Annotated in this window: 22 protein-coding genes and 1 tRNA gene; 16 read left to right on the top strand and 7 right to left on the bottom strand. The window is 30.6% G+C overall.

Annotated elements, in window-relative coordinates:
• Positions 1-3: 3 nt before the first annotated feature.
• The 4 genes from Q385_RS0105635 to Q385_RS0105620 are packed head-to-tail and all read left to right on the top strand — an operon-like array spanning position 4 to position 3,525.
• Entirely contained in the window at positions 4-1,374 is a 1,371-nt protein-coding gene (locus tag Q385_RS0105635; protein WP_028950733.1) for a phosphoglucomutase/phosphomannomutase family protein, read from the top strand.
• Between the two features lie 15 nt (positions 1,375-1,389).
• Complete coding sequence (locus Q385_RS0105630) at positions 1,390-1,806, top strand: hypothetical protein (RefSeq protein ID WP_028950732.1); 417 nt, start codon at positions 1,390-1,392, stop codon at positions 1,804-1,806.
• Positions 1,803-2,195, top strand: a complete 393-nt coding sequence (locus Q385_RS0105625) for an acyl-CoA thioesterase (RefSeq protein WP_028950731.1) — start codon at positions 1,803-1,805, stop codon at positions 2,193-2,195. Before Q385_RS0105630 ends, Q385_RS0105625 begins: the two co-directional genes overlap by 4 nt.
• Positions 2,196-2,199: 4 nt before the next feature.
• Complete coding sequence (locus tag Q385_RS0105620; protein ID WP_051524403.1) at positions 2,200-3,525, top strand: TldD/PmbA family protein; 1,326 nt, start codon at positions 2,200-2,202, stop codon at positions 3,523-3,525.
• Between the two features lie 9 nt (positions 3,526-3,534).
• Here the strand turns inward: Q385_RS0105620 and Q385_RS0105615 are convergent.
• A tRNA-Leu gene (locus tag Q385_RS0105615) sits at positions 3,535-3,618 on the bottom strand.
• A 38-nt stretch (positions 3,619-3,656) separates the two neighbouring features.
• On the opposite strand from Q385_RS0105615, the gene Q385_RS0105610 reads away from it, so the two are divergent.
• The 3 genes from Q385_RS0105610 to Q385_RS0105600 are packed head-to-tail and all read left to right on the top strand — an operon-like array spanning position 3,657 to position 8,039.
• Positions 3,657-6,188: a CBS domain-containing protein gene (locus tag Q385_RS0105610; RefSeq protein ID WP_028950729.1), complete on the top strand. Its 2,532-nt coding sequence runs from the start codon at positions 3,657-3,659 to the stop codon at positions 6,186-6,188.
• Positions 6,189-6,193: 5 nt separating this feature from the next.
• The gene (locus tag Q385_RS0105605) at positions 6,194-6,853 is read left to right on the top strand and encodes a response regulator transcription factor (protein ID WP_028950728.1); all 660 of its coding nucleotides are present in this window, start codon (positions 6,194-6,196) and stop codon (positions 6,851-6,853) included.
• Positions 6,846-8,039: a sensor histidine kinase gene (locus Q385_RS0105600; RefSeq protein ID WP_028950727.1), complete on the top strand. Its 1,194-nt coding sequence runs from the start codon at positions 6,846-6,848 to the stop codon at positions 8,037-8,039. The genes Q385_RS0105605 and Q385_RS0105600 overlap by 8 nt, the downstream gene beginning before the upstream one ends.
• A 67-nt stretch (positions 8,040-8,106) precedes the next feature.
• Here the strand turns inward: Q385_RS0105600 and Q385_RS0105595 are convergent, their stop codons facing one another.
• Entirely contained in the window at positions 8,107-8,313 is a 207-nt protein-coding gene (locus Q385_RS0105595; protein ID WP_028950726.1) for a DUF3149 domain-containing protein, read from the bottom strand.
• Positions 8,314-8,405: 92 nt separating this feature from the next.
• A complete protein-coding gene (gene upp, locus Q385_RS0105590) occupies positions 8,406-9,029 on the bottom strand; it encodes a uracil phosphoribosyltransferase (RefSeq protein WP_028950725.1) in 624 nt (207 codons plus the stop codon).
• Positions 9,030-9,083: 54 nt separating this feature from the next.
• On the opposite strand from upp, the gene Q385_RS0105585 reads away from it, so the two are divergent.
• The 4 genes from Q385_RS0105585 to hisC are packed head-to-tail and all read left to right on the top strand — an operon-like array spanning position 9,084 to position 13,127.
• Positions 9,084-9,557, top strand: a complete 474-nt coding sequence (locus tag Q385_RS0105585; protein ID WP_028950724.1) for a VIT1/CCC1 transporter family protein — start codon at positions 9,084-9,086, stop codon at positions 9,555-9,557.
• A gap of 28 nt (positions 9,558-9,585) precedes the next feature.
• Positions 9,586-11,124 (top strand): protein translocase subunit SecD, encoded by a 1,539-nt coding sequence (secD, locus tag Q385_RS0105580; protein ID WP_028950723.1) that lies wholly within the window; start codon positions 9,586-9,588, stop codon positions 11,122-11,124.
• Between the two features lie 11 nt (positions 11,125-11,135).
• Positions 11,136-12,062 (top strand): protein translocase subunit SecF, encoded by a 927-nt coding sequence (gene secF / locus Q385_RS0105575; RefSeq protein ID WP_028950722.1) that lies wholly within the window; start codon positions 11,136-11,138, stop codon positions 12,060-12,062.
• Positions 12,063-12,065: 3 nt separating this feature from the next.
• Complete coding sequence (gene hisC / locus Q385_RS0105570) at positions 12,066-13,127, top strand: histidinol-phosphate transaminase (RefSeq protein WP_028950721.1); 1,062 nt, start codon at positions 12,066-12,068, stop codon at positions 13,125-13,127.
• On the opposite strand, the gene Q385_RS0105565 is transcribed toward hisC, so the two are convergent.
• Entirely contained in the window at positions 13,120-13,977 is an 858-nt protein-coding gene (locus Q385_RS0105565) for a sigma-70 family RNA polymerase sigma factor (RefSeq protein WP_028950720.1), read from the bottom strand. The genes hisC and Q385_RS0105565 overlap by 8 nt on opposite strands.
• A gap of 58 nt (positions 13,978-14,035) precedes the next feature.
• On the bottom strand, positions 14,036-15,076 hold the full coding sequence (locus tag Q385_RS0105560; RefSeq protein WP_028950719.1) for a S1C family serine protease: 1,041 nt from the start codon (positions 15,074-15,076) through the stop codon (positions 14,036-14,038).
• 63 nt (positions 15,077-15,139) lie between these two features.
• On the opposite strand from Q385_RS0105560, the gene glnE reads away from it, so the two are divergent.
• Together glnE and Q385_RS0105550 are read left to right on the top strand one after the other, a co-directional pair.
• Positions 15,140-17,848, top strand: coding sequence for a bifunctional [glutamate--ammonia ligase]-adenylyl-L-tyrosine phosphorylase/[glutamate--ammonia-ligase] adenylyltransferase (gene glnE / locus Q385_RS0105555; RefSeq protein WP_028950718.1), 2,709 nt, complete (start codon positions 15,140-15,142; stop codon positions 17,846-17,848).
• Positions 17,845-18,597: a metallophosphoesterase gene (locus Q385_RS0105550; RefSeq protein WP_028950717.1), complete on the top strand. Its 753-nt coding sequence runs from the start codon at positions 17,845-17,847 to the stop codon at positions 18,595-18,597. Before glnE ends, Q385_RS0105550 begins: the two co-directional genes overlap by 4 nt.
• 232 nt (positions 18,598-18,829) lie before the next feature.
• Here the strand turns inward: Q385_RS0105550 and Q385_RS0105545 are convergent, their stop codons facing one another.
• Entirely contained in the window at positions 18,830-19,942 is a 1,113-nt protein-coding gene (locus Q385_RS0105545) for a metallophosphoesterase (RefSeq protein ID WP_028950716.1), read from the bottom strand.
• A 69-nt stretch (positions 19,943-20,011) separates the two neighbouring features.
• Here Q385_RS0105545 and Q385_RS0105540 point away from each other — a divergent pair, with 69 nt between their 5' ends.
• Genes Q385_RS0105540 through Q385_RS09135 form a run of 3 tightly spaced genes read left to right on the top strand, consistent with a single transcriptional unit; the run spans position 20,012 to position 22,973 of the window.
• A complete protein-coding gene (locus Q385_RS0105540; protein WP_028950715.1) occupies positions 20,012-20,239 on the top strand; it encodes a hypothetical protein in 228 nt (75 codons plus the stop codon).
• Between the two features lies 1 nt (position 20,240).
• Positions 20,241-20,444: a hypothetical protein gene (locus Q385_RS0105535; protein WP_028950714.1), complete on the top strand. Its 204-nt coding sequence runs from the start codon at positions 20,241-20,243 to the stop codon at positions 20,442-20,444.
• A gap of 9 nt (positions 20,445-20,453) precedes the next feature.
• Positions 20,454-22,973 (top strand): putative bifunctional diguanylate cyclase/phosphodiesterase, encoded by a 2,520-nt coding sequence (locus Q385_RS09135; protein WP_051524402.1) that lies wholly within the window; start codon positions 20,454-20,456, stop codon positions 22,971-22,973.
• Here Q385_RS09135 and Q385_RS0105525 read toward each other — a convergent pair.
• Entirely contained in the window at positions 22,970-24,202 is a 1,233-nt protein-coding gene (locus Q385_RS0105525; RefSeq protein ID WP_028950713.1) for a peptidase U32 family protein, read from the bottom strand. The genes Q385_RS09135 and Q385_RS0105525 overlap by 4 nt on opposite strands.
• Positions 24,203-24,235: the final 33 nt, after the last annotated feature.

The following is a 24,235-nucleotide window of genomic DNA, read 5'->3' as shown; positions in this document are numbered from 1 at the left end:
AATATGATAAAGTTTGGAACTGACGGTTATAGAGCTATAATAGGACAGGATTACACTTTTGATATAGTAGAAAAAATCGCTCAAGCTCAAGCAGACTCTCTAAAAGAAAGGGGTGGAAAAAAAGTAGTTATAGGTTATGATACAAGATTTATGTCTGAAGATTTTGCTTTATCCGTTGCTGAAGTTTTTTCTTCAAACGGTTTTGAAGTGTTTGTATCAAAAGGAAATTGCACAACGCCAGCCTTGTCTTACGCTGTAAAATCTCTGGAAGCTGACGAAGGAGTTATGATTACAGCTTCCCACAACGGTTATAAATACAACGGATATAAAATAAAAGGAAGCTACGGAGGACCTGCTACTGTAGATATAATAAAAGACGTTGAAAGCAGGTTTGGAAAATCAGCTGTTTTAAATGGAAAGAAAGACTTTCAATTTTTAGACCTTACAAGCCACTATCTACAAAAAATAAAGTCTTACTTTGATTATTCTATATTCAAACAAAAAGAGTTAAAAGTAATCCACGACCCAATGTTTGCAACTTCAATAGGTTTATACAACAGACTATTAGAAGATACTTTTATAGATGTTATCCAGATAAACCACTTTAAAGACCCATACTTTGGAGGACACCATCCAGAGCCTATAGATAAAAACCTATCTTTACTAAAAGCAAAAGTCATAGCCTTAGAATCAGACTTAGGAATAGCAAACGACGGAGACTCTGACAGGGTAGGAATAGTATCAGAAACGGGAGAGTTTGTAAGCACCCAGATTTTATACGCTCTTTTACTTTTACATACTGTTAGGAACAGAAAGTTTAAAGGTAGCATAGTAAAAACAGTATCAACCACCTATTTAGCAGACAGAATAGCTCAAAAAGAAGGTTTAAAAATACACAAAACTCCTGTAGGATTCAAATACGTAGCTGATATTATGTTAAAAGAAACCGTTGCTTTTGGTGGAGAAGAATCAGGAGGATACGGATTTGGATTTCACATACCAGAAAGAGACGGTGTACTCTCAGGAATGCTTATGTTAGAGATGTTAATGCTGTATGGAAAACCATTAAACGAAATTATAAAAGACCTTTTTAAAGAGTTTGGAGAAGCACACTACAAAAGAGAAGACTTAAAAGTAGAAGGTAGCCAAGGCTTAGATTTAGTAAAATCTTTCAAAGAAAAAGATGTAAAAGAGTTTGCAGGACTAAGAGTGAAAGAAAAAGATACAACCGATGGAGTAAAACTGATTTTTGAAGATGACAGCTGGCTACTACTTAGAGCTTCTGGAACTGAGCCTGTTTTAAGAATATACGCAGAAACACCTTCATTAAAAACAACAGAAAAATTAATAAACGAGGCAAAAAAACTAATTTAATAAAGGAGTTTAGAAATGGAGAACATCTATCACCCTTATGAGATTTTAGAAACAGAAGAAGGAGAAATTGTTGTACTTGTAGAACCAGACAAACACCTTCTCTCTCTTGTTGAAAGTCAAAGTGAAAATGTAGAGTTAGACGTTGACGTTGATTACGACGAAGAAGATGAAGAGTTATACATCTTAATGACAGTTTACATAGGAGACAGTGAGATATTCTTTACTCTTCCTTATGGAGAGTCTTGGGATTCTATAATAGACAAATCCTCTTTTTCTATAGCATTTATTTCTGAAAAAGATTTTGAAAACAAAAACTACGACCAAGTTCCAAGTATGACTATCCAACTTGATGACCTTACTCTTGGATTTATAGAAGGTTGTAAAAGAACCGCAGAAGTCCTTTTAGGAGAAGAAGAGTTTTTTGAGGAATGATATTTAATTATATTCGTAAGATTAACTTTTATGAAACTGATGCTCAAGGGGTAGTTCACCACTCAAACTACCCCCGATACTTTGAAGAAGCACGTGGCTATTATTTAGACCAGATAGGATTTCCTTATCCAAAACTTAGAGAAGAGTTAAACGTAGATGTTGTCTTACTGTCTTTAAATGTAGAGTATTTAAAACCTGTTAAATTTGGAGATATTATCAATATAAAGTTTTCATTATCAGATTCTGACAATTACTTTTTTAAGTTTGATTATCAAGTTTATGTAAACGATACACTATGTGCAAAAGGTCAGACAAAACACTGCTGTATAGACAGAGATTCAAGAAGAGTTATAAAAATTCCAAAAGAGTTAAAACAAAAGATGAGGTAAAAGTATGATTGAAAAAGTTGTAGATATAGCAGAAAAGAAGTTAAAAGGTTATCAGTGGGAGATTTTTTACTTAAAAAATAAAAAGTTAAAAGCAGAGTCAAACGACTTTAAGTTAGAAAAAGTATCTTCTGCAGAAGACAGCGGTTTTAGTATCAGAGTTTTAAATGGAGGCTCTCAAGGTTTTGCCTACTCTACCTCATTTAAAGACCAAGCTATAGAAGAAGCGATAGAATCAGCAAAACAGCTGTCTCAAATCACATCTTCTGATGAAGGAAACTATCTACTTGACAAACTCCAAGAGACAGAAAAAGTAGAGTATTTTGATACATTAGCGGTAAACCTGCCTTTTGAAGAAAAGGTAGAAAAGGCAATAGAATTGGAAAAGTTAGTAAAGCTAAAAGATAAAAGAATAAAGGCAGTAAGAAGCTCCACATTTATAGAAAACATCGTTTACAAAACTTTAATCAACTCCAATGGTATAAAAATAGAGGAAAAAGGAACTTACTACACCGCTATGGTTTCAGCTGTTGCGGTAGACAACGGAGATTCACAGATAGCTTGGAGTTATAACTCTACAAGATTTTTAGGAGATTTAAACTTAGAAGAGATAGCCTCAGAAGCTGTATTCCATTCAACTTCTTTACTAAATGCAACTACTATTCCAACGAAAAAAATGACTATTTTACTTGCACCTCACGCAATGACAGAGCTGTTATCTACTTTCTCTTACGCCTTTACAGGTGATGCACTGATAAAAGGAAAAACACTATTTAAAGATAAAATAGACGAAAAAATCGCCAGCCAAAAAATAAGTATAGTTGACAACGGAAGATATCCAAAAGGTTTATACTCATCTTCTTACGATGGAGAAGGTGTAGTAAAAAGAAAAAATGTTTTAGTTGAAAATGGTGTATTTAAAGGATTTTTACACAATCTATACACAGCTAAAAAAACAGGACAATCTTCTACAGGAAACGCTGTAAGAAAAGATTTTAGAACACTTCCAAGTGTTGATATTACAAACTTTTACATAGAAGCAGGGCAAGACAGTATAACAGAATTTTTAAACCAAGCTGATGAAGTTTTATACATAATAGACCTTATGGGATTACACACAGCTGACCCAATATCAGGAGAGTTTTCTTTGGGAGCTTCTGGCATTGTATACCACAAAGGAGAAGTTTTAAAATCTGTAAGAGGTATAACAATAGCAGGAAACTTTTTAGATATACTTAAAAATGCTGTCCTTGTAGGAAATGATTTGAAATTTTACGGTAATGTAGGAAGTCCTTCTGTAGTTGTTGAAGGGTTAACAGTAGCTGGAGAGTGAGTTTGAAAATGCCCAGGGTGGGATTTGAACCCACACGCCCTTGCGGGCACTGTCCCCTCAAGACAGCGCGTCTGCCAGTTTCGCCACCTGGGCATTGAATAGATAAATATTATATACCTTAGGAGATTAATTTGCAAGTTGTAATTTTAGATGAAGGGTCAGACTTAGACGCTTTTTCATCTGCTTACGGTTTGACGCTACTTTCCCCAGATACTTACATACTTCTTCCAAACAGTTATGATTATAAAGTAAGAAAAACTTTAGATATTTTTCAAGAAAAGGTTAAAAATAAAGTTTTAAAAAAACAAGATGTAGATTTTTCAAAAGTAAATAAAGCTTTTATAGTTGACAGTCAAAATATCCCAGATTTAGACATTCCAATAGAAATCTTTGACCACCACCCAAATAAAAACTTAAAAAGAAAAAATGTTAAAATCCATCTTTACAAAACTGGCTCTTTATCCTCTGTTATCGTAAAAAAGTTAAAAAAGCAAAAGATAAAAATAGACAAAGAAGATGCTACAATCTTAGCTTTAGGAATATACGAAGATACTGGAGGATTTAAATTTTTAGGAACTACCAATAAAGATTTAAAGGCTTACAGTTACCTTTTAAATGTTGGACTGGATTTAATTAAGTTAAAATACATTGTTTCTGATACTTTTGAGTTAGAAGATACAGAAGCACTGAGAGAGATTATAAAAAATGTTGAAGCCCTACCTGTGGAGAATAAAAAGGTTTTAATATCCTACCTTGTTAAAAAGTATAACAAAGATACTGCTTGGATTTTAAAGTACGTAAGACCTTTTGAAGAAGCTGATGCATACTTTTTAGTAGTAAATCAAAAATCAAAAAAAACCATCATAGCAAGGTCAAAAGATAAAGATATAGACGTGAATAAAATAATGTTTCAACTTGACGGGGGAGGACATCCTTTTGCAGCTTCTACCACTCTTGTAGGCTTTGACTATGGCGAGATAAAAAACTTTTTAACGTACTTAATCACAGGTAAAGACAAACCAGTATCCCAATTTATAAAAAACGACCTTCCTGTTGTAGAATCAGATTTAAGTTTAAGCCAAGTAAAGTCAATTATAAATAGGTTCAAGTATGTAGTTGTTTTACAGTCAGGAAAGTATGCAGGAATCCTTACAGACAAGACGGTAAACAACGCTATAAAACACGGCTTAAAAAATGAAAAAGCAATTACATTTGCACAAGAGCTTATAACTGTAAGTCCCAGCATAACTTTTCTACAGCTTCTTAAAGTTGTATCAAACTACGATATAGGAATTTTTCCAGTTGTAGAAAAAGGATTTTACAAAGGAGTTATATACAAAAAAAATGTTATAAAGACTTTGGCAGGCTTAAACGAAGACAAGCCTTTATTTAACTTACCTTCAAAAGTTAAAACAGTTAATTACTCAGAGAGATTAAAAAGATTTTTTCCAAAATATGTGTTGGATTTACTAAAAGAGATAGGAAAGTTTTCAGAAAAGTTAGGATATAGGTCTTTTATAATAGGGGGCGTTGTAAGGGATATAGTCTTAGGAAAACAGAATTTAGATATAGATATAATAGTGGAAGGTTCTGCAGTAGAGCTTATAAAAAAATATGCAAAAGAAAATAACTTAACTTATCACGTTTATCCAGAGTTTATGACAGGAAATATGGTTTTTCCAAGCGGTTTAAAACTTGACTTTGCAACAGCAAGAAAAGAAGAGTACGACTCACCAGGATCATACCCAAAGGTAGAAAAAGCAGACCTTTTTCAAGACCTTTACAGAAGAGACTTTACAATAAATACACTGGCAATAGAGATAACTTACTCAAACTTTGGAAAACTTATAGATTACTTTAACGGTTTAGTAGATATAAAAGAAAAAAGAATTAGGATACTACATACACTTAGTTTTGTAGAAGATCCTATAAGAATTTTAAGAGCTTTAAGGTTTGCTGGAAGACTTGGATTTAAGTTAGAAAATAAAACAGAAAATCTTTTAAAACACGCAGTAGAAAAAGACCTTCTAAACTTTGCACCTACAGGAAGAATAAACTTAGAGTTAAACCTTACTTTTAAAGAAGAAAAAGTTTTAGACATACTTAAAATAATGGATAAGTACAAAGTTCTATACAAACTATTTGGAATAACTTTAGACAGAGAAAAAGAAAAAATACTTGTTAAACTTCAAGACAACTTTTTAATTTTTAAGGAGCTGCTGAACATAAATTTCCCTTCTTCTAACTACATTTATGCACTTTTATCAAACTATCCTGAAGAGATAGCTTACAATCTGCTGAAAAAGTACCACTTTGACAAAGAAGCTAAATACTTAAATGAATTTTTATCGGCTTTTAAAACTATAGAAGAATCTCAGGACAGGTACACTATATATAAAACATTAAAGTCTTTCAACAGGGAGTTTTTACCAGCTTTAACATCATTTTTAGACAGTGAAAAATTTAAGGTAATCATAGACTTACTAAAAAAAGAAAAAAATCCATTAATAAAAGGAGAGGAGCTTATAAAACTTGGATTAAAGCCTTCTCCTGAGTTTAAAACAATATTAGAAGATGTTTTTGTAAAATATTTAAATGACTATTTTGAAAGTAAAGAAATGGCTTTATCTTATATTAAGAAAAAATATTTAAAAGAGGTTTAACAAGTATGAAGGTTCTTTTAGTGGAAGACAACATAGGATTAAACGCCTCTTTAAAAGAGATTTTAGAGCTTAACAGTTATATAGTAGATGGAGCTTTTGATGCCGATGAAGCTCTAAACTTTTTACAAAACTCATACTATGACGTCATAATCCTTGATGTTATGCTTCCAGATATTGATGGTTTTGCTTTACTGAAAATCCTAAGAGAAAAGGGCATAAAAACGCCAGTTATAATGCTTACCGCAAAAGACCAACTAAAAGATAAAGTAAAAGGCTTAGAACTGGGAGCTGATGATTACATAACAAAACCTTTTGAAGTAGAAGAGCTTCTTGCAAGAATAAAGGCAGTAGTAAGAAGGTCTTTTTCTGAAAAAACAGACATAGTAAAGATAGATGATTTAGAGATAGACCTATCTTCAAGAAAAGTTAAGAAAAATGGGCAAGAAATTGATTTAACTCCAAAACTTTTCTGTATTTTAGAACAACTTTTAAGAAACAGAGGTAGAGTTGTAACTTACGAAATGCTATACGGAAAATGTTGGGAAATAACAGAAATACCAACAAATGAAACACTTAGATCAAATATGAAACTTCTAAGGAAACTGATTGACCCAGAAAAGAAAATAATAAAAACCATATCTGGAGTAGGCTACAGAATTGATTGATTTTTTTAGCAAATTAGACGAAGTAGACAAAATAAGAATAAAAATAACATTTTTTCTTATACTTATATCATCTATAATCGTTTTTATGCTTTCCTTTTCCATCTACTTAATATATGAAAATCAAAAGTTTGTTGAGATAGAAGATAAGTTAAAAAGTAAACTTTTTGAAATTTTACCAAGTTTAGACGATGATTTTAAGAAAGTTTTACAGACAAACTTAGAAGAAGGAACGTTTTTATGCGTGTACATATTTGAGACAGAAAAAAAGTTATGTATAAATAACTTAAATGGAATAAGCTATAATTTTTCCAACTTTAACAAAACAAATTTAGATACAGCCGTAGGAACCAAAGTAATTGGAAGTTTTTATCAAATAAGTTATTTTCATAAATCATCAAAAGAATACTACATAGTAATAGGACAGAACATAGACAAGGTTAAAGAAGACCTTAAGAAGCTGAGAAACTCTATAATACTATCTTCAATAGCGGTTATTTTACTGTCTGGATTTTTAGCCTTTTCTGTGTCAGGAAGACTTCTTGAACCTATAAAACAGCAAAAAAACAATTTAGAGAATACTTTAAGCATTATATCTCATGACTTGAAAACGCCTATATCCGTAATAAATACAAATCTTTACATTATGAAACAAAAAAATTTCCAGAACATAGAAAATAATCTAAAACAAATTGAAAAAAATTTAGATTACATCAAAAGTATAGTCTCAAATGTTGATGCTTTAAGAGAGATTTCTGCAGAAGAGTTAGAAGATATAAACGTGCCTAATTTAATTGAAGACATTCTTAAAAAATTTGAACTAAAGATAAAAGAAAAGCAAATAACTTATCAAATCCAGAAAGAAGAAGACTTAATAGTAAAAGCAAAAAAAATAGATATGGACGTGTGCTTTACAAACCTAATAGATAACGCAATCAAATATAATGTAAAAAACGGGCAGATAATAATAAAAGTATCAAGAGATAAAATCTCAATATCAAATACTGGCAAACCTATTAAAGACATAAAAAAGATTTTTGAAAAGTTTTACAGAGAGGACATTTCAGGCACAACAGAAGGTTTAGGTTTAGGTCTTTCTATTGTAAAAAATATCTGTAGAAAGTATGGCTGGAAAATAAAGGCAGAAATACAAGATAACTTAAATACTTTCATAATTGAGTTAAGTTAAAAAAGAAACCTATCATCGAAAGGCAAATAAAACAACCTTTCAATGATAGAGTAAAAAGACATAATAGTTATTTCTTTTCCTCTGTTTGAATTTCTATAGCATCATCTTTACATACATACTTTTCGCCGCTAATTTTCTGAACAAGTGGATCAATCTTACAAGAAATTTCTTCAACTTTTCCAGATAACTCTTCTTTTGATTTTTTAACAAAGTAGACAACGTAAGCAACCATACCTAAAGTAAAAAGAATTAAAAACAAAACATAAAGTTCCATGATACATACCTCCTAAAAAGGATTTTTTGTATAAAAATAGATTCTTTTTGAAAAAATTGCAAATATATAAAGAATTTAGAATATGTTTATAATCATAAAGTATTAAAACACCTATCCCCTGCGTCTCCTATTCCAGGAACTATATAACCTTTATCGTTAAGGATAGGGTCTACAGCTCCTATGTAAAAAAGAACATCTTTAAACTTAGATACTTTTTTTATTCCTTCTTTTGATGCTATAACGTTAAGAGAAATTATTTTTTTGGGATTTTTGGACTTTATTATTTCTATGGCTTTTATAAGGGATCCTCCTGTTGCTATCATTGGGTCTGTTATGATAACTTTTTTATCTTTTAAATCTGGAAGTCTTTCGTAATAGACTTTACTTTCTAAAGTTTCTTCATCTCTCTTAATTGCAAGAAAACCAACTTTAGCATCTTCTAATATTTCTAAACAGCCTTCCATCATAGGCAATCCTGCTCTCAAGATTGGAACTATTACATAATCATCTTCGTTTATAACGGGAAAATTATCCATTGTAAACCAAGTTTCTACCTGTTTTAATTTAATATCTTCAATTTTTAAGGCTTCTATTAGTAAAATTTTTCCAATAATTGATAAATGCTTCCTTACCAAAGATGGTTTTAAATTTTTATCCCTTATTTTAGTAAGGGAATTTTGTAAGATAGAATTGCCAACAAAAAAAACGTTTTCCATTACAACTCCGTAAAATTTGTTATGATTATGTATTATAGCATTTTGGAGATAATTTTGAAGTTAGCAATCTTTAAGGGTTTTGGTTTTGGATTAACATCTGGAGTAATAACAACCCTTGGAATGATAATAGGCTTATATGCTACAACGGAAAGTAAATTTGTGGTTATAAGTGGAATACTCTCTATAGCAATAGCAGATTCAGTATCTGACGCTTTAGGAATTCATTTATCTGAGGAATCAGATACAACAAAATCATCAAAGCATATTTGGATTGCAACCTTATCTACTTTTTTATCTAAGTTTATAATTACAGTTAGCTTTATCTTACCAATTTTGTTATTTAATTTAAACATAGCAATTTTAATAAGTATAATTTGGGGAATATTTTTAGTTTCTATTTACAGTTTTAAAATTGCGATTGAAAGGTCTGAAAATCCATATAAAGCAATATTTGAACATATTTTAATAATGTCTATAGTCCTGACTATAGTTTACTTTACGGGTAAAACTCTATCTATGATAGAATAATAAATTATCAAAAAATAGGAGATTGAGTTTGAAACTTGATGCGAAAATAAAACTTTTAGTAATCTTTTTAGTTTTAGCTGGGTCTATTTATATTATGATGACTAAATCGCCTAAACTTGGTTTAGACCTGCAAGGTGGGGTAAGTATAACCCTTAAAGTAGATATAGACAAAGTGATAAAAGACCAGTACTTAAATGTGGCTAAGGATATAGAAAAAAAATTTAAAGAAAACAACATAGAACTTTTAAGTTCAAAATCAGAAAACGACAGTTTAAAAATCGTCCTTTTAGACCCTACAAAAATAGATAAAGCAAAAGAAATCCTAAAGAAAGAATTTCCTCAACTAACAGTTGAAAGTTCAGAGGATACCTTAACTGTTAAATTTACAGACTGGGAGCTAAATAGAATAAAAACTCAAACAATGAAACAAGCTGTAGAAACATTAAGAAACAGAATAGACCAGTTTGGAACTTTATCTGCTAACATAGCACAGAAAGGAAAAGATAGAGTATTGGTAGAGATACCAGGAGTAATAGACTTAGAAAGAGCCAAAGCAATAATAGGAAAAACCGCTCAGCTTGAGCTAAAAGAAGTTGTAGACTCTGCATATTCAAAAGAAGAGCTTCTTAAAAAGTATCCAAACGGTATTCCAGAAGACTTAGAGCTTCTTGAAGGTCAAGAGGAGATTGTTAACGGTCAATCTGTGAAAGAGTGGTTTTTAGTTAAAAAGACGCCTGTTATAACTGGAGCGATGTTAAAAGATGCAAGAACTGCATTAGATCAAGGAGGAAACCCTGCTGTTAACTTTGAACTCACTTCAGAAGGAGCTGAGATTTTTGGAGAAGCAACTCAAAAGATGATAGGTAAAAGACTTGCCATAGTCCTTGACGGTAAAGTAATGTCAGCTCCTGTTATAAGGTCAAGAATAACATCTTCAGGGCAGATAACTGGAAGATTTACCACAGAGGAAGCAAACGACCTTGCAGTAGTTTTAAGAGCAGGAGCCCTACCAGCACCTGTTAGTATAGTAGAGGAAAGTGTTATTGGTCCAACATTAGGAAAAGAGTCTATAGACAAAACTTTAATGGCAGGTATAGTTTCATTTACACTAGTTGGTCTTTTTATGATATACAGATATGCTTTATCAGGTTTTATAGCTGTAATTGCTTTAATCTTTAACCTAATGCTACTTTGGGTTACTATGCTACTGTTTGATATTACCTTAACACTACCTGGTATTGCTGGAATTATTCTAAACATCGGTATGGGAGTTGACGGAAACGTTGTAATTTTTGAAAGAATAAAGGAGGAGCTACACAAAGGAAAAACTCTGAGAGTTGCATTAGAAGAAGGTTTTAAAAGAGGTTTTAGAGCTGTCTTTGATTCTCACATTACAGTTATAATAGCAGCTCTTGCCCTTTTAGAGTTTGGAAATGCACCTTTAAAAGGTTTTGCCGCAACTTTATCATTAGGGACATTTATAAACCTCTTTACAGCTGTGTTTTTAACTAAGATGATGCTTGACTTTACAATCGGTGGTAGAAAATACTTTAAATATGCTATATAAGGAGATAAATAATGAGAAACTTTTTAGTTGAAGCTCCAAACATAGATTTTCTAAAGATTAGAAAGTTAGGCTACCTATTTTCTTTTTTATTGTTAGTTATGAGTTTAACTTTATTCTTTACAAAAGGATTTAATCTTGGACTTGATTTTACAGGTGGAACCTCTATCCAGATAAAATTTAACCAACCTATAAAAATATCTGATGTAAGACCTCTTTTAAAAGATGTAAACCTTGACGATGCAGTAATTCAAGAAGTAGGAACAGAAAAAAAAGAAATCGAGATAAGAGTTCCTATAAAGAAAGGAAGCTCTTCTACTATAGTAGAAAGTGTAAAAAAAGCACTTGATACTAAGTATAAAGGTCAGTACGAAATAAGAAAAATTGAGTTTATAGATGCTTTAGTTGGTAGTGAGATGGCAAAAGCTTCAATTTACTCTATGATATTTGTTTTTATTGGAATACTGCTTTTTGTAGGATATAGATATGAACCTTTATTTGCAATAGCAGGTGTTATACCTCTTTTCCACGACGCTATAATAACCCTTGGAATTTTTTCTTTACTTGGTAGAGAGATAGATTTAACAGTCATAGCAGCTATATTGACAGTTTTAGGATACTCTTTAAATGATACGATAATAGTTTTTGACAGAATAAGGGAAAACATACAACAAAGAGGAAAGAAAAATTTAGAGAGTATTATCAATAGAAGTATAAACGAGAACTTAGGAAGAACTATAATAACTTCAGGAACAGTAATACTTTCTGTTTTAGCAATGTACTTTTTTGGAGGAGAATCTTTAAACAGTTTTGCTTTGGCTATTTTTATAGGAGTTATCTTTGGAACTTACTCTTCAATATACGTTGCAGCTCCTTTAATATTAGATGTTGAAAATCTACTTAGGTCAAGAGTTAAAAAAGAACAGGTGTCAGGAGTGTAAAAGATGTATTTAAAAAGGTTAGAAAATTTAAAAGCATACAAAACTGAGACAACACCTTGCAAAGTAAAGCTATCTTCAAACGAAAGCCCTTTTGATTTATCTGATAAACTAAAAGAAAGAATAAAAGAAGAGATTATAAAAATAAACTTTCAAAGGTATCCTGACCCTCACGCAAAAGAGTTAAAAGAGGCTCTTTCCGACTTTATATCTTCTGAAGAAGGAGAAAATGTATCCCCTGAAAACCTTGTTTTAGGAAATGGGTCAGACGAGCTTATACATCTTTTGATAACAGTGATAGGAGATTTAAAAAATCCAGTAATGTATCCAGTTCCTACCTTTCCTATGTATCAAGTCTCAAGTGATGTTGTAGGAAGACCAAAAGCTGAGTTCTTCTTAGATGATAATTTTCAACTTACAGAAGAAGGTATAGAAGAAGCTCTAAAACAAAACCCCCACATCGCATTTTTTGCATCTCCAAACAATCCAACGGGAAACAGCTTTGACAGAAATTTAATTATGAAAGTAATTGAAAAAGGTATTTTTACTGTTATAGATGAAGCTTACATACACTTTTCTGATAAAGAAAACTTTTTAAAACAGGCTTTAGAATATGACAATGTTGTAGTTTTAAGGACTATGTCGAAGGTTGGACTTGCTTCCATAAGACTTGGCTATTTAATAGGAAAAAAAGAAGTAGCCTCTGCTATAGATAAGGCAAGACTTCCTTTTAACATCACCTTTCCTACGCAAGTTATAGGTAGAATAGTCTTAACAGAAGGAAGGCAAGAGCTGAAAAATCAAATTACATCTGTAAAACAGGAAAGAGAGAGGGTTATGAATGAGATATCAAAAATATCAGCTGTTAAGGTTTACCCTTCTGATGCTAACTTTTTCCTGATGAAAACTCCAGATGCAAACAAAACTCACCAAGAGCTTATAAAACGAGGCGTTCTTACAAGAAATATGTCCCATCTACCTAAAATGGAAAACTGTATAAGGGTATCTATTGGCAAAAAAGAAGAAAACGATGAATTTATAAAAGCTATGAAAGATGTATTTATCTGATTAAATCTTCTATTTTCTTTTTTGTAGCTAACTTTCTTAGTTTCTTTAAAAGTCTTATCTCTATCTGTCTTACTCTTTCCCTTGATATGCCGACTATATCTCCCACTTCTTTTAATGTTTTAGGTTCTTTTCCATACAAACCAAACCTGTGTATCACTATCTGTCTTTCTCTTGGAGAAAGTGTTTCCAAAAGATCATCTATAGATTTTAAAATATCTTCATCTACTAATTTTTTCTCTATCTCTTCAGTTCCTGATTTTGAGATAGTATCTGATAAATAAATGTCTTCATCTGAGCTTATAATAGGTTCATCTAAACTAACAAAGTACTGATTAAAAAAAAGATAACTTTCAATAGTATCCTTCTCTATTTCTATTCCTTCTCTTAAAAGAAAAGAATGGATTTCTTCTACACTTGGCTCTCTGTTTAGAGAGTCTTTTAGATAAAAGTAAGCATTACTGATTTTTTGATATAAATTCTGAACTTTACTTGGTTTTTTAATTATATCACCTTCGTGGCTTATTGTGTTTATAATAGACTGTTTTATCCACCATATAGCGTAAGATATAAACCTAACACCTTTTGAAGGGTCAAATCTTTTAGCAGCTTCTATTAAACCTATATTTCCAGCAGAAATTAAGTCTTGAAGTGGAATGCCATAACCTGCATATCTTTTGGCTACGTTTATTACAAACCTTAAATTTGAAAGAACAAGTTTTTTAAACGCTTCCTTGTCCCCTAATTGAATCTTTTCAAGTGTTTCCTTCTCTTCCTGCGGGGTTAAAAGAGGGATTTTGTATATTGACTTTATGTAATATTCAACACCTTCTTCATAGTTAAATTTTCTCATCATATCCCCCTTTATGAGGTTATCTTATGTTAACCTTTTATCCTGTGGTTGTCAACCGCTAACTTTTTTCTTGGGCAATAACTGTTATAGTTTTTGTATTTTTATTTGATATTACTTCAAGCTCTATCATATCTCCCGGTTTAACTTTTCTAAACATTTTCCTAAAATCTCTTGAATTTCTTATTAAGTTTCCGTTAAATTTTGTTATTATATCCCCTTCTTTTATTCCAGCATCATCAGCAGGACTTTTCTTTTTCACCTTTAAAACTATAACACCATTATCCATATCCATTTTTTCTTTTAACTCTTCTGATAAATCTGCCACTGTTATCCCTATATATCCTCTTGAAACTTTACCATACTTTATAAGCTGATTTACAACATCGTTTACAACGTCAGAAGGTATTGCAAAGCCAAGTCCCTGTCCGGATTGAACAGTTGCTATATTCATACCTACCACTTTTCCATCTAAGTTTAAAAGAGGTCCTCCAGAGTCTCCTGGATTTATTGCAGCATCTGTCTGAATGTACCCTTCAATCTCAGATATACCTACCTCTCTATCTAATGCTGATACTATACCAAATGTGTAGGTATGTCCTAAATTGTAAGGGCTACCTGCAGCTAACACAAACATGCCAGGTTTTACGTTTTCTATATTTTCAAAGTATAGAGGTTTTACGTTTTTGTTTAGATGGTTCAACTTTACCTTTAAAACTGCTATATCTGTAGGATTGTCAATTCCTATAACTTCAGCTTTCATAACTCTTTCGTTATAGAATCTTACAAAGACTTGATTAGCTTTTTCTATAACGTGAGCATTTGTTGCTATATAAAGATGTGTTTGAGTTTTTCTAAAAACAAATCCAGAACCTACAGACTCGTCTTCTAAATCTTTAAATAAAATTTGTTGGTTTTGTTTTGGCTTTGTAAATATTGTAACTATAGAAGGAGTTGTATTTTTTATTATACCTTCTACTCTCTCTTGAAGTCTTTCGTAAACGTCCTTTTCTTTTTTCCTTTCACAAGATGATAAAACTGAAAGCAGGATAACAGTTAAGATAAGGAGCTTTAATCTATACCTTAAAACATCACTGTCCATATATAACCGTTAAACCCCCAAAAAAGTTATAAAATATTATATATCACAATTTGGAGTTAGAATATGAGTAATTTATTTAAATTTGAAACATTAAAAAAAGATTTTTTAGATAGTCTAAATCTAAATCAAAAACAGCTCCTTAGTAAGTTATCTTACTTTTCTTCTTGTATAGCAGATTTTTTATTTAGACATCCTGAAGAACTTTTTTACATAGAAGAAAGTTTAAATCAGCCACTACTTGGTAGAGACAAGTTAATAGAGGAAGCTCTTAAACTTTTGAATATTGAAAAAGATGAAGATTTTATAGCACAGCTAACTCGTTTTAAAATGAAACATTTTAGCAGAATAGTAGCAAAAGACATACACAAAAAACATCACCTTATAAAGTTGACAGAAGAGTATTCTTATCTTGCAGATGCTTGCTTTGAAGTAGCATACAGAAGAGCTTACAAAAAACATTCAGAAAAATATGGACAACCTGTAGATGAAGCCATAGGAAAGATTGCAGGTGGGTCTGTAATAGCACTGGGAAAACACGGAGGAACAGATTTAAACTACTATTCTGACGTTGATGTAATGTATATATACTCAGAAGAAGGGAAAACGGAAAAAGGAATATCAAACAGAGAGTTTTTTATTAAAGTTTTTACAGACGTAAATATTTACCTTACAAAGAGAAATTTTGAAGGTGTAGCTTGGAACGTAGATTTAGACCTTCGCCCTGAAGGTAAAAAAGGACTTCTTGCTTACAGCATTCCGTTTATAGAAAGCTACTACTGGTCAGTAGGTAGAACTTGGGAGAGACATATGTTGATAAAAGCAAGACACGCAGCTGGAGATGAAAGTGTATCAAAAGAGTTTTTATCTATCATAACGCCCTTTGTTTACAGAAAAAGTCTTAGTAAAGACTTAATAGATGAGATTTTTAACATGAAAAAACTTATAGAAGAATCTGCAAAATCCAAAAAAGCTGATGAAATAGATATAAAAAAATGTGAAGGTGGAATAAGGGAGATAGAGTTTACAGTCCAAATATTTCAGCTTCTACATGGTGGACAAAACCCTGATTTAAGGGAAAGAGAGACTGTTAAAGCACTTAGAAAACTAAAAGAGTATGGAATTTTACCAGAAGAAGATGCTGATAAATTAGAAACTGCTTACATATTTTTAAGGAATTTAGAACACGTTATACAGCTTAAAAACTGCACTCAAACTCAGATTTTTAACTTAAAATATGCAGATGAGTATGCTAACAAGTTTGATTTTTCAGATACTCAAGAGTTTTTAAACGTTTTTAACAATCACAGAAAAAACGTTAAATCAATATTTGATAAGATAGCAGGAAAAGAAGAAAAACATTACACTCCTTTACAAACTTACATAATGACAAAACAAAACGAAGAAGAAGCTGTAGAGTATCTAAAACAGCTTGGATTTAGAGATGGAAAATGGGCGTTAAATGTTATTTTAGAGATATTTAACAATCCTGAGTATCTACTTTTATCAGAAAAAGAAAAAAACTTGCTTTTTGAGTATATTCCCAAACTTGAAAAAGAAATAAAAGAATCTCCTGACAAAGAAGGATTTATCATTAATTTAAACAAACTTTTTATAGAAGGAAATATCTACAGAATATTTTTAACTGCTTTAGAAAGCAAGTCAAAACTAATAGATTTTATACTGCAAATCGTAAAAACCTCAGACTACATAACAAATATAATATCAAAAGATACAGAGATTATAGATATGGCATTTTCTTCAGGAAAACCACTTATAAACGAAAAAGATTTTTTAAAAGAGTTAGAAATACTTAAAATAGAAGACCCAGTAGAAAGACTTAAAAAACTAAAAAAAATTGTAGAAGTTTTAGGAGCTTTAGACTACTTTGCACGAATAAGATTAAACAGCCCTGTATCAAGATTAAAAAAGTTAAACAACATAATTACAAACCTTGCTGACTTTATAATAAATCAGCTCTATACTATAAACGAAGGTAAGGAGTTTGCTATTTTTGGACTTGGAAAACTTGGAAGTAAGGAGATGAATATAGGTTCAGACTTAGACTTAATTTTTGTTTTTAAAGATGAAGATGCAAAGTTGAAATACTCAAAAATCCCTCAAAAAATAGTCCAAGATTTAACAAAGTACACAAAAGAAGGACAGCTGTATCAGATAGACCTTAGATTGAGACCTTATGGAAAAGCTGGAGAGCTGTCTCCAACTGTAGATTTTTACAAAAAGTACTTTTCAAAAGAGGCAAGAGTCTGGGAAGTCTTAGCGTGGACAAAATCAAGATTTATAGCTGGAGATAAGGAGATAAAAAACGAGTTTGAGGATTTAATAAAAGAGTTTTTATTCAGTAGAGATGTAGATAAGTCTTTTAAAGAAGAAGTTCTTGATATGAGATTAAAGTTAGAAGGTATAACAAAAGAAACAGAAAATGTGTTAGATATAAAATTAGGAAAAGGTGGAATAGCAGATATAGAGTTTATGGTTCAACTTTTTTACCTTGAAAATAAAGACAGAAGAACAGGTATATTAGAAGGTTTATTAGATTTTGACCCAGATGTTGTTGATGATTACATCTTTTTAAGAGAGATAGAGACAAGACTTAGACTTGTAAAAGGTTTATCAACCTCTAAATTTACAAAAGACGATACCATAACAGGTAGAATTGCAGATACCTTTGATTTAGACACAAAAACATTCTGGAATAGATTAAAAGAAACAAAAGAAAGAATAAGAACCCATTTTTATAGGTATTTTAAATGAAAGAGTTTTACTTAAATCTAAGTATAGATAAACCATACATAGTGGTTGGTGATATACATGGTTGTTATGATGAGTTTTATGAGCTTGTTAGCGTTGCTGAAAAAAAGTACGGAAAAGATTTAATCATATTTTCTGTTGGAGACACGATAGACAGAGGAGATTATAATTTAAAAACTCTTGAATACTGTATAAACCTATATAAAGAGAAAAGATTTTACGAAGTCAAAAGTAATCATCTTGATAAATTTTACAGATATTTAAAAGGAAATAAAGTAAAAATATCTTTTGGTATGCAAAAAACTATCAACGAGTTTTTAAAACTTTCAGAAGAAGAAAGAGAAAAATTACGCCAAGAAGTCATATCTTACTATGAAAATTTACCACTTTACATATTGATAAATAAGAACGTAGTTGTATGCCACGCAGGTATAAAAGACGAATATATAGGTAGAACCGATGAAAAAGTAAAAAGTTTTGTTTTATACGGGCAAACTACTGGTAGATATACAGAAAAAGGCTTTCCAGAGCGTTTAGACTGGACAAAAGAAAGACGTTTAACCTCAGATAGTCCAAAGATTATATACGGTCATGTAGTTTACGATGAACCTTACATAAACAATCTTTGCTATGGTATAGATACAGGTTGTGTATTAGGAAGTAAGCTTACAGCTTACAATCCTGCAGCTAAAGAGTTTATATTCGTAAAAGCTAAAAAGCAGTATTACTCTTTCGATGAAGAGGGCTTTTAAGCCCTCTTTATAATCGTTATTCAAATTTAAATGAAATTATATTCTTTGTACCATTTCAATTTTCTTTGTTGCCATCTTTTCCCTCCTCAGAGATTTTATTTTTATTCAATAAATAAAGATAAGATTTTTTTGTTTAAATTCAACTTTTTCTTTATGTTTGCCTACTATTCAAAAATTAATATATAATTATATTTGCATTTTCTCATGATACTAACCTCCTCTCCCGGGGATATTACCTCGGGGGCTTTTTAATCTCAAATACAGCTACATCTGGTGGGCAACCTATCCTAATTGGAGGACCCCCTGTTCCAACACCTCTACTTACGAATACATAACTACCTCCTATATTGACAAATCCAAAATCAGCTATAAAAATCTTTCTTAAAATGTATCTAACAGGGAATAAAACTCCTCCGTGAGTATGTCCTGATAGCATTAAATCAAACTCTCCTATTAAATTTTTATCTAACTTTGGTTGATGTTTAAGGAATATTACAAACTTTGTTTTATCTAATCCTTTAAACAAGTCTTTTTCTGGGTACTCTGCAATGTACCCAAGCCTTACACCATCTATATCATCTACACCAATAATTGCAACATTAACATTATCAATAGATACAGTTTCATTTCTAAGGAGCTGAAATTTAGATAGAATATGGAATTTTACAGCATCGTTTATATCTGTATAATACTCGTGATTTCCAAGTATGGCATACTTACCAAGTGGTGGATTCATACTTTTTTGAAGTTCTATGTAGGACTTTCTGTAAGAAACCTTACCATCTACAAGGTCTCCAGTAGATATAACCATATCTGGTTTTTCTTTGTTGTAAACATCTAAAACAAGTTTTATTTTATCTTCTCTCATAACTTGGTTAAGATGAAGGTCTGATATGTGAAGAATTTTAATATCTTTTTTAATTTTGTTTGAGTAAATTACAAATCTGTAAATTTTTGGATTTAGTGTCTCATAGTATCCGTATGCTAAAGATGAGATTGTTAAAAGTAAGACAAAAACAAAACTAATGTTATTTCTTATAGAAGGTAAAGGATTTATACCAAAAATCTTATTGAAGATTCTTATTAAGATGTGGTAAAAATCAATTAAGGCAAAGTAGATAAAAAACAGTATTATAAAACCCATCAAAATTAAGATAAAAAGAGATAAGTAATAAAAATCATATCCAGCTTTGTCATACATTCTGTAAAAGTACGGAGAAAGTATAAACAGTGGAGATATTAGATAAAATTTTAATACTTTTACATTGAAAGCTTTTTTTAGTTTATAAATAAAGTAAAAGTACATATAAGCGTATAGAGAAAAAAACACAATATAAAATAACATTACTAAAACCTCTTTGTTTAAAATGAAATAAAATATATACCACATAAATTAAATTAAAGAGGTGTTTTTATGATAGGAAAAATTATCTGGGAAGCGTTTTCGGTTGCTTTACTGCTATACGGTCTGTATCTAACTTACGTGTTTATGTGGTTTAGTATGTTTAGGATTCTTGATATGGATATGGAAAAAGCAAAACTCATAGCTGGAACCATAGCATTAATAATACTAATTGTATCTTCTGTAAGATGGTTTATGAAGAAACAAAAGGAGTTAAAAAATATGAAAGAGGAAGGTTAAAATGTTTCAAGAAATTGACGATAATGTGTATATACTTTTAAATAATGTGGCAGGGGTAAAGTTGATAGAAGAAAATGGTAAATACTGTTGGCTTTTTTACACTAACTATCCACAGCCTTTAAAGTCAAAGCAATTTGATACAAAAGAAGAGGCTATAGTTTGGTTTAAAAATTTAAAGTATAACTTTTATAGGAGTAAAGAGTAAGAAGAATAAATGAAATTAAAAGAAAGTAAATTTTGCTTTAGAATAAATTATTTTGTTGAAAATGTTTTAAAGGTAAGGTCTTTTGCTACTAAAATAACATTAATGTTTTTAACTTTGTTTACTATTTCTACATTAATCTCATTCGGAATTTTATCGTACTATCATATTAAAGAAGGCTATGAAGACACAAAAAAACACATTGACCTTGCAACTACAATAAGGCAAAACCTAAGCCAACAAAAATTAGAGATTTTTACTGAAAAAATAGAGAAAATGTTAAGAAATAACTTAATTAGCGAGGTAAAATCAGACCCTAAAATAAGAATTTTCAATGAGATAGATGAATCAATAAATAAACCATTTAGATATTATTATGAAAATGGGATTATATACTATTTTGCTAAGTTTAAAGAAAAATATTACTTAATAGGTATAGACGAGAAAATGCTTTACGATATAATAATGTCAAAAGCAGGAATAGTGTCTATTTATAATCCTGTTTTTTACATATCAAAAACCCTTCCAACTGATGAAATCTGTAGCAGTAAAAAATACGATAATGCTGATTTTTATCTTGTTGGATGTATTAAAAATGAGACTGTTTTAAAAATGACTTTAGTTAAAGTTTTTAAAGATTCAATAATTTTTTCTACAAGTTTTGTATTCATTTTATTAATATCTTTTTTCGCTGTAAGAAGAATTGTACTATTTCCTTTGATTTTTCTAACATATAAATTAGAAGAAATAAATGAAAAAGGCTTAGAAAAAGTTAAGTTTTCTCTGCAACACTTTGGAAGCGATGAACTTGCAGGGGTTTCTTCTTTATTAGAAGATTTTAGAAAAAATATAGTTAAATCTAATCATAAGTTTAAATTGATTTTTGAAACCGTAACAAAAATGATATCAATATCAAATAATTTTAGTAAATTTGCACATTACACTTTAAACAGAATAGATAGAATACTAAACTTAGAAGGCTCTGTTTTAATTTCAGTATCTAAATTTTCAAAAAATGATATTCTTTATTCGGAGAATGCAGAAAAAAAAGAAATTTTAATAGATGTAAACCAAGTTATAGAAAAATTAAATAACGAAGAGAAATTTTTAGAAATTTATAATAATAAATTTATACTTTACATAAAAAAGAAGGTTGATGATGATCTTTCTTTAATTTTTGTAGGATTTTCAAAAGAAAAATTGAAAGAAGAAGATATACAGTATCTGGATGTTATTTTATCAAACTTTGTTTATACAATAAACATTTATAATCTTGCTACTTTAGACTTTTTAACAAAAATACCAAACAGAAGAAAATTAATGATGGATTTAGAAAAGGAGATTTCAAGGGCTAAAAGGTTTAATAGACCTCTTTCTATTGCATTAATAGATATAGATGATTTTAAAATCATTAATGACTCTTTTGGACATGATGCCGGGGATCTGGTTCTCTTACATATGGTTGATATTTTAAAAAATTCTATAAGATCAACCGATATAATCGGAAGATACGGAGGAGAAGAATTTTTGGTGATAATGCCTGAGACATCACTTGATGGATCATTAAAAGCATCAGAGAAGATAAGAAAAAATATAGAACAATCTTCACTTGTTATAAATGACGACACAAAAATTTCTCTAACTGTTAGTATAGGAATTGCAAACACAAATTTACACGGTTATGATTTTCAACTTTTACTAAAAGCAGCAGATCTTGGTTTATACAAAGCAAAAAAAGAAGGTAAAAATAGAGTTGAATTTTTAACTAAAGATGAGATAGAAAATTTAATATCAAGTGAATTTGAATCAAAAAATATATTAGTATCAGCTATAAAAGAAGATAGGATAGTTCCATTTTTCCAACCTATAATAAAGTCAGACACTTTAGAAGTAGTTGGTTACGAAGTTTTAGCAAGAATATATATTCCGGAAGAAGAAAAATATTTGCCGGCATATAAATTTATTACGGAAGCAATTAGGTACAAGGTTTTAGAAAAAATTGATAAAATAGTTCAAGAAAAAGCTATTAGATACATTTCTGAAAAAAATAAAAAAAATATTTTAATCTTTTTTAACATGTCTAAAGAGTTTTTTGAAAAAATAAGCAATTTAGATGATCTTTCTTTACTTTTAAATTACTATCACATTAAACCTAAAAACATATTCTTAGAAGTAACAGAAGAGGAAGCTTTATCTGATTTAACAACCCTCAAGGATTATATAAGATATGGAAAAACTCTTGGTTTTAATTTTGCAATAGATGATTTTGGTGCAGGTTATTCCAACTTTATATATTTAAAACATTTTCCTATAGATCTTGTAAAATTAGATGGTTCTCTAATTAGTGATATAGATAAAGATATAGATGATCAAGTCATAATTGAAAGTATCATAAAAATAACAAAACACAAAAATATAAAAGTACTTGCAGAAATGGTAGAGAAAAAAGAGGAGTATGAAATTTTGAAAAAACTCGGTGTTGACTACCTGCAAGGATACTATTTTGGTAAGCCAACACCGTACATAGATTAAGCTTTTACACTTTCTCTCTTGTGTTCTTCTATTGGGTTTTCTACTTCAACTATTAAGTAAACTTTGTCTCCTTCTCTAACTCTTTCTACGGTTTTTAATCCTACTACAGTTCCTCTTTCTGCTATTTCAATATTTTTTCTGTCTATTTGCATTGACTCTACTTTCTGTCTCACTACGCCTGTTGTTTTTCCGATTATATGTATCGTATCTCCTACTTTCATTGGATTATTAACTATTCTTACTTCTGCAACGCTTATCTTAGGATAGTACTTTATAATTTCTCCAACGTACACTTTTTTCTCTTTTGCTACAGATTGGTTTAGACCAAATAGTCCTTGCCCAAAGTAAAAACCACTGTCCCACTGTCTGTGGTATGCTCTTTCTAATAAATCCCATAAATCTTGATAACCTTTTGTGTTCCACTCTCCGTTTAGTATTCTGTCCCTTGCCTCTCTGTAAGAGTAGGTTACAAGGTATGCGTAATCTGGGTTTTTGTTTCTACCTTCTATCTTCCAGCTATCAGCCCACATAAGTTTATCTACAAAGTTAAGAGTAACCAAGTCTCTCGCAGAAAGTACATAGTCAGACCCAAGAATAAAGTCTGTTCCTGTATTTTTTGAAGTTATTTTTACTTCAAACTCATGTCTGCAAACCTGATAACACTCTCCTCTGTTTCCAGAAGTTTCAAATACATCGTGGCTTAAAAAACATCTTCCAGAGACGGCCATACACATTGCACCGTGAACAAAAATCTCAATTTCAAGGTTAGTTTTTTCTTTCAGCTCCAATAAACCTTGCAATTTTACTTCTCTTGCAGGGACTATTCTTTTTACTCCTAACTCTTCGTAAAACTTAGCTGCTTGAGTGTTTGATACAGAAGCCATTGTAGATAAGTGAGTAGTAATACCTCTCTTTATAGACCCTGATATTACAGCCATATCCCAGCCTATAACAGCATCTACACCTATCTCTTTAAGCTGGTCTAAGGTTTCGTTTACCCAAGGAAGGTCATCTTCAAACACAATGGAGTTTAAAACTATGTACTGTTTTACACCTTTGTCCTGAGTTATCTTTCTTATCTCTTTTACATCGTTTATGTCAAACTCACTTTTTAAAGCTCTCTGATTTAACTTTCCTACACCCATGTATATAGCATCTGCACCTGCTTTTATAACAGCTGCCAGTCCTTCGTAATGTCCTACAGGCGCTAAAATTTCAGGTTTATTCAAAGCTATTACCTCCACTTTATTTTTTCAAAGAAT

The organism is Sulfurihydrogenibium subterraneum DSM 15120, assembly GCF_000619805.1.
GTDB lineage: Bacteria > Aquificota > Aquificia > Aquificales > Hydrogenothermaceae > Sulfurihydrogenibium > Sulfurihydrogenibium subterraneum.
The sequence above is the reverse complement of the archived record's forward strand: the minus strand, read 5'-3'. Positions and strand labels throughout refer to the sequence as shown.

Excerpts from the sequence above, each read along its gene's own strand:
- Q385_RS0105540 (WP_028950715.1), top strand. The coding sequence starts at position 20,012 with ATGATAGGAAAAATTATCTGGGAAGCGTTTTCGGTTGCTTTACTGCTA.
- secF (WP_028950722.1), top strand. The coding sequence starts at position 11,136 with ATGAGAAACTTTTTAGTTGAAGCTCCAAACATAGATTTTCTAAAGATT.
- Q385_RS0105535 (WP_028950714.1), top strand. The coding sequence starts at position 20,241 with ATGTTTCAAGAAATTGACGATAATGTGTATATACTTTTAAATAATGTG.
- Q385_RS0105625 (WP_028950731.1), top strand. The coding sequence starts at position 1,803 with ATGATATTTAATTATATTCGTAAGATTAACTTTTATGAAACTGATGCT.
- Q385_RS0105635 (WP_028950733.1), top strand. The coding sequence starts at position 4 with ATGATAAAGTTTGGAACTGACGGTTATAGAGCTATAATAGGACAGGAT.
- Q385_RS0105620 (WP_051524403.1), top strand. The coding sequence starts at position 2,200 with ATGATTGAAAAAGTTGTAGATATAGCAGAAAAGAAGTTAAAAGGTTAT.
- hisC (WP_028950721.1), top strand. The coding sequence starts at position 12,066 with ATGTATTTAAAAAGGTTAGAAAATTTAAAAGCATACAAAACTGAGACA.
- Q385_RS09135 (WP_051524402.1), top strand. The coding sequence starts at position 20,454 with ATGAAATTAAAAGAAAGTAAATTTTGCTTTAGAATAAATTATTTTGTT.
- Q385_RS0105565 (WP_028950720.1), bottom strand. The coding sequence starts at position 13,977 with ATGAGAAAATTTAACTATGAAGAAGGTGTTGAATATTACATAAAGTCA.
- glnE (WP_028950718.1), top strand. The coding sequence starts at position 15,140 with ATGAGTAATTTATTTAAATTTGAAACATTAAAAAAAGATTTTTTAGAT.
- Q385_RS0105595 (WP_028950726.1), bottom strand. The coding sequence starts at position 8,313 with ATGGAACTTTATGTTTTGTTTTTAATTCTTTTTACTTTAGGTATGGTT.
- upp (WP_028950725.1), bottom strand. The coding sequence starts at position 9,029 with ATGGAAAACGTTTTTTTTGTTGGCAATTCTATCTTACAAAATTCCCTT.
- Q385_RS0105550 (WP_028950717.1), top strand. The coding sequence starts at position 17,845 with ATGAAAGAGTTTTACTTAAATCTAAGTATAGATAAACCATACATAGTG.
- Q385_RS0105605 (WP_028950728.1), top strand. The coding sequence starts at position 6,194 with ATGAAGGTTCTTTTAGTGGAAGACAACATAGGATTAAACGCCTCTTTA.
- Q385_RS0105545 (WP_028950716.1), bottom strand. The coding sequence starts at position 19,942 with ATGTTATTTTATATTGTGTTTTTTTCTCTATACGCTTATATGTACTTT.
- Q385_RS0105630 (WP_028950732.1), top strand. The coding sequence starts at position 1,390 with ATGGAGAACATCTATCACCCTTATGAGATTTTAGAAACAGAAGAAGGA.
- Q385_RS0105560 (WP_028950719.1), bottom strand. The coding sequence starts at position 15,076 with ATGGACAGTGATGTTTTAAGGTATAGATTAAAGCTCCTTATCTTAACT.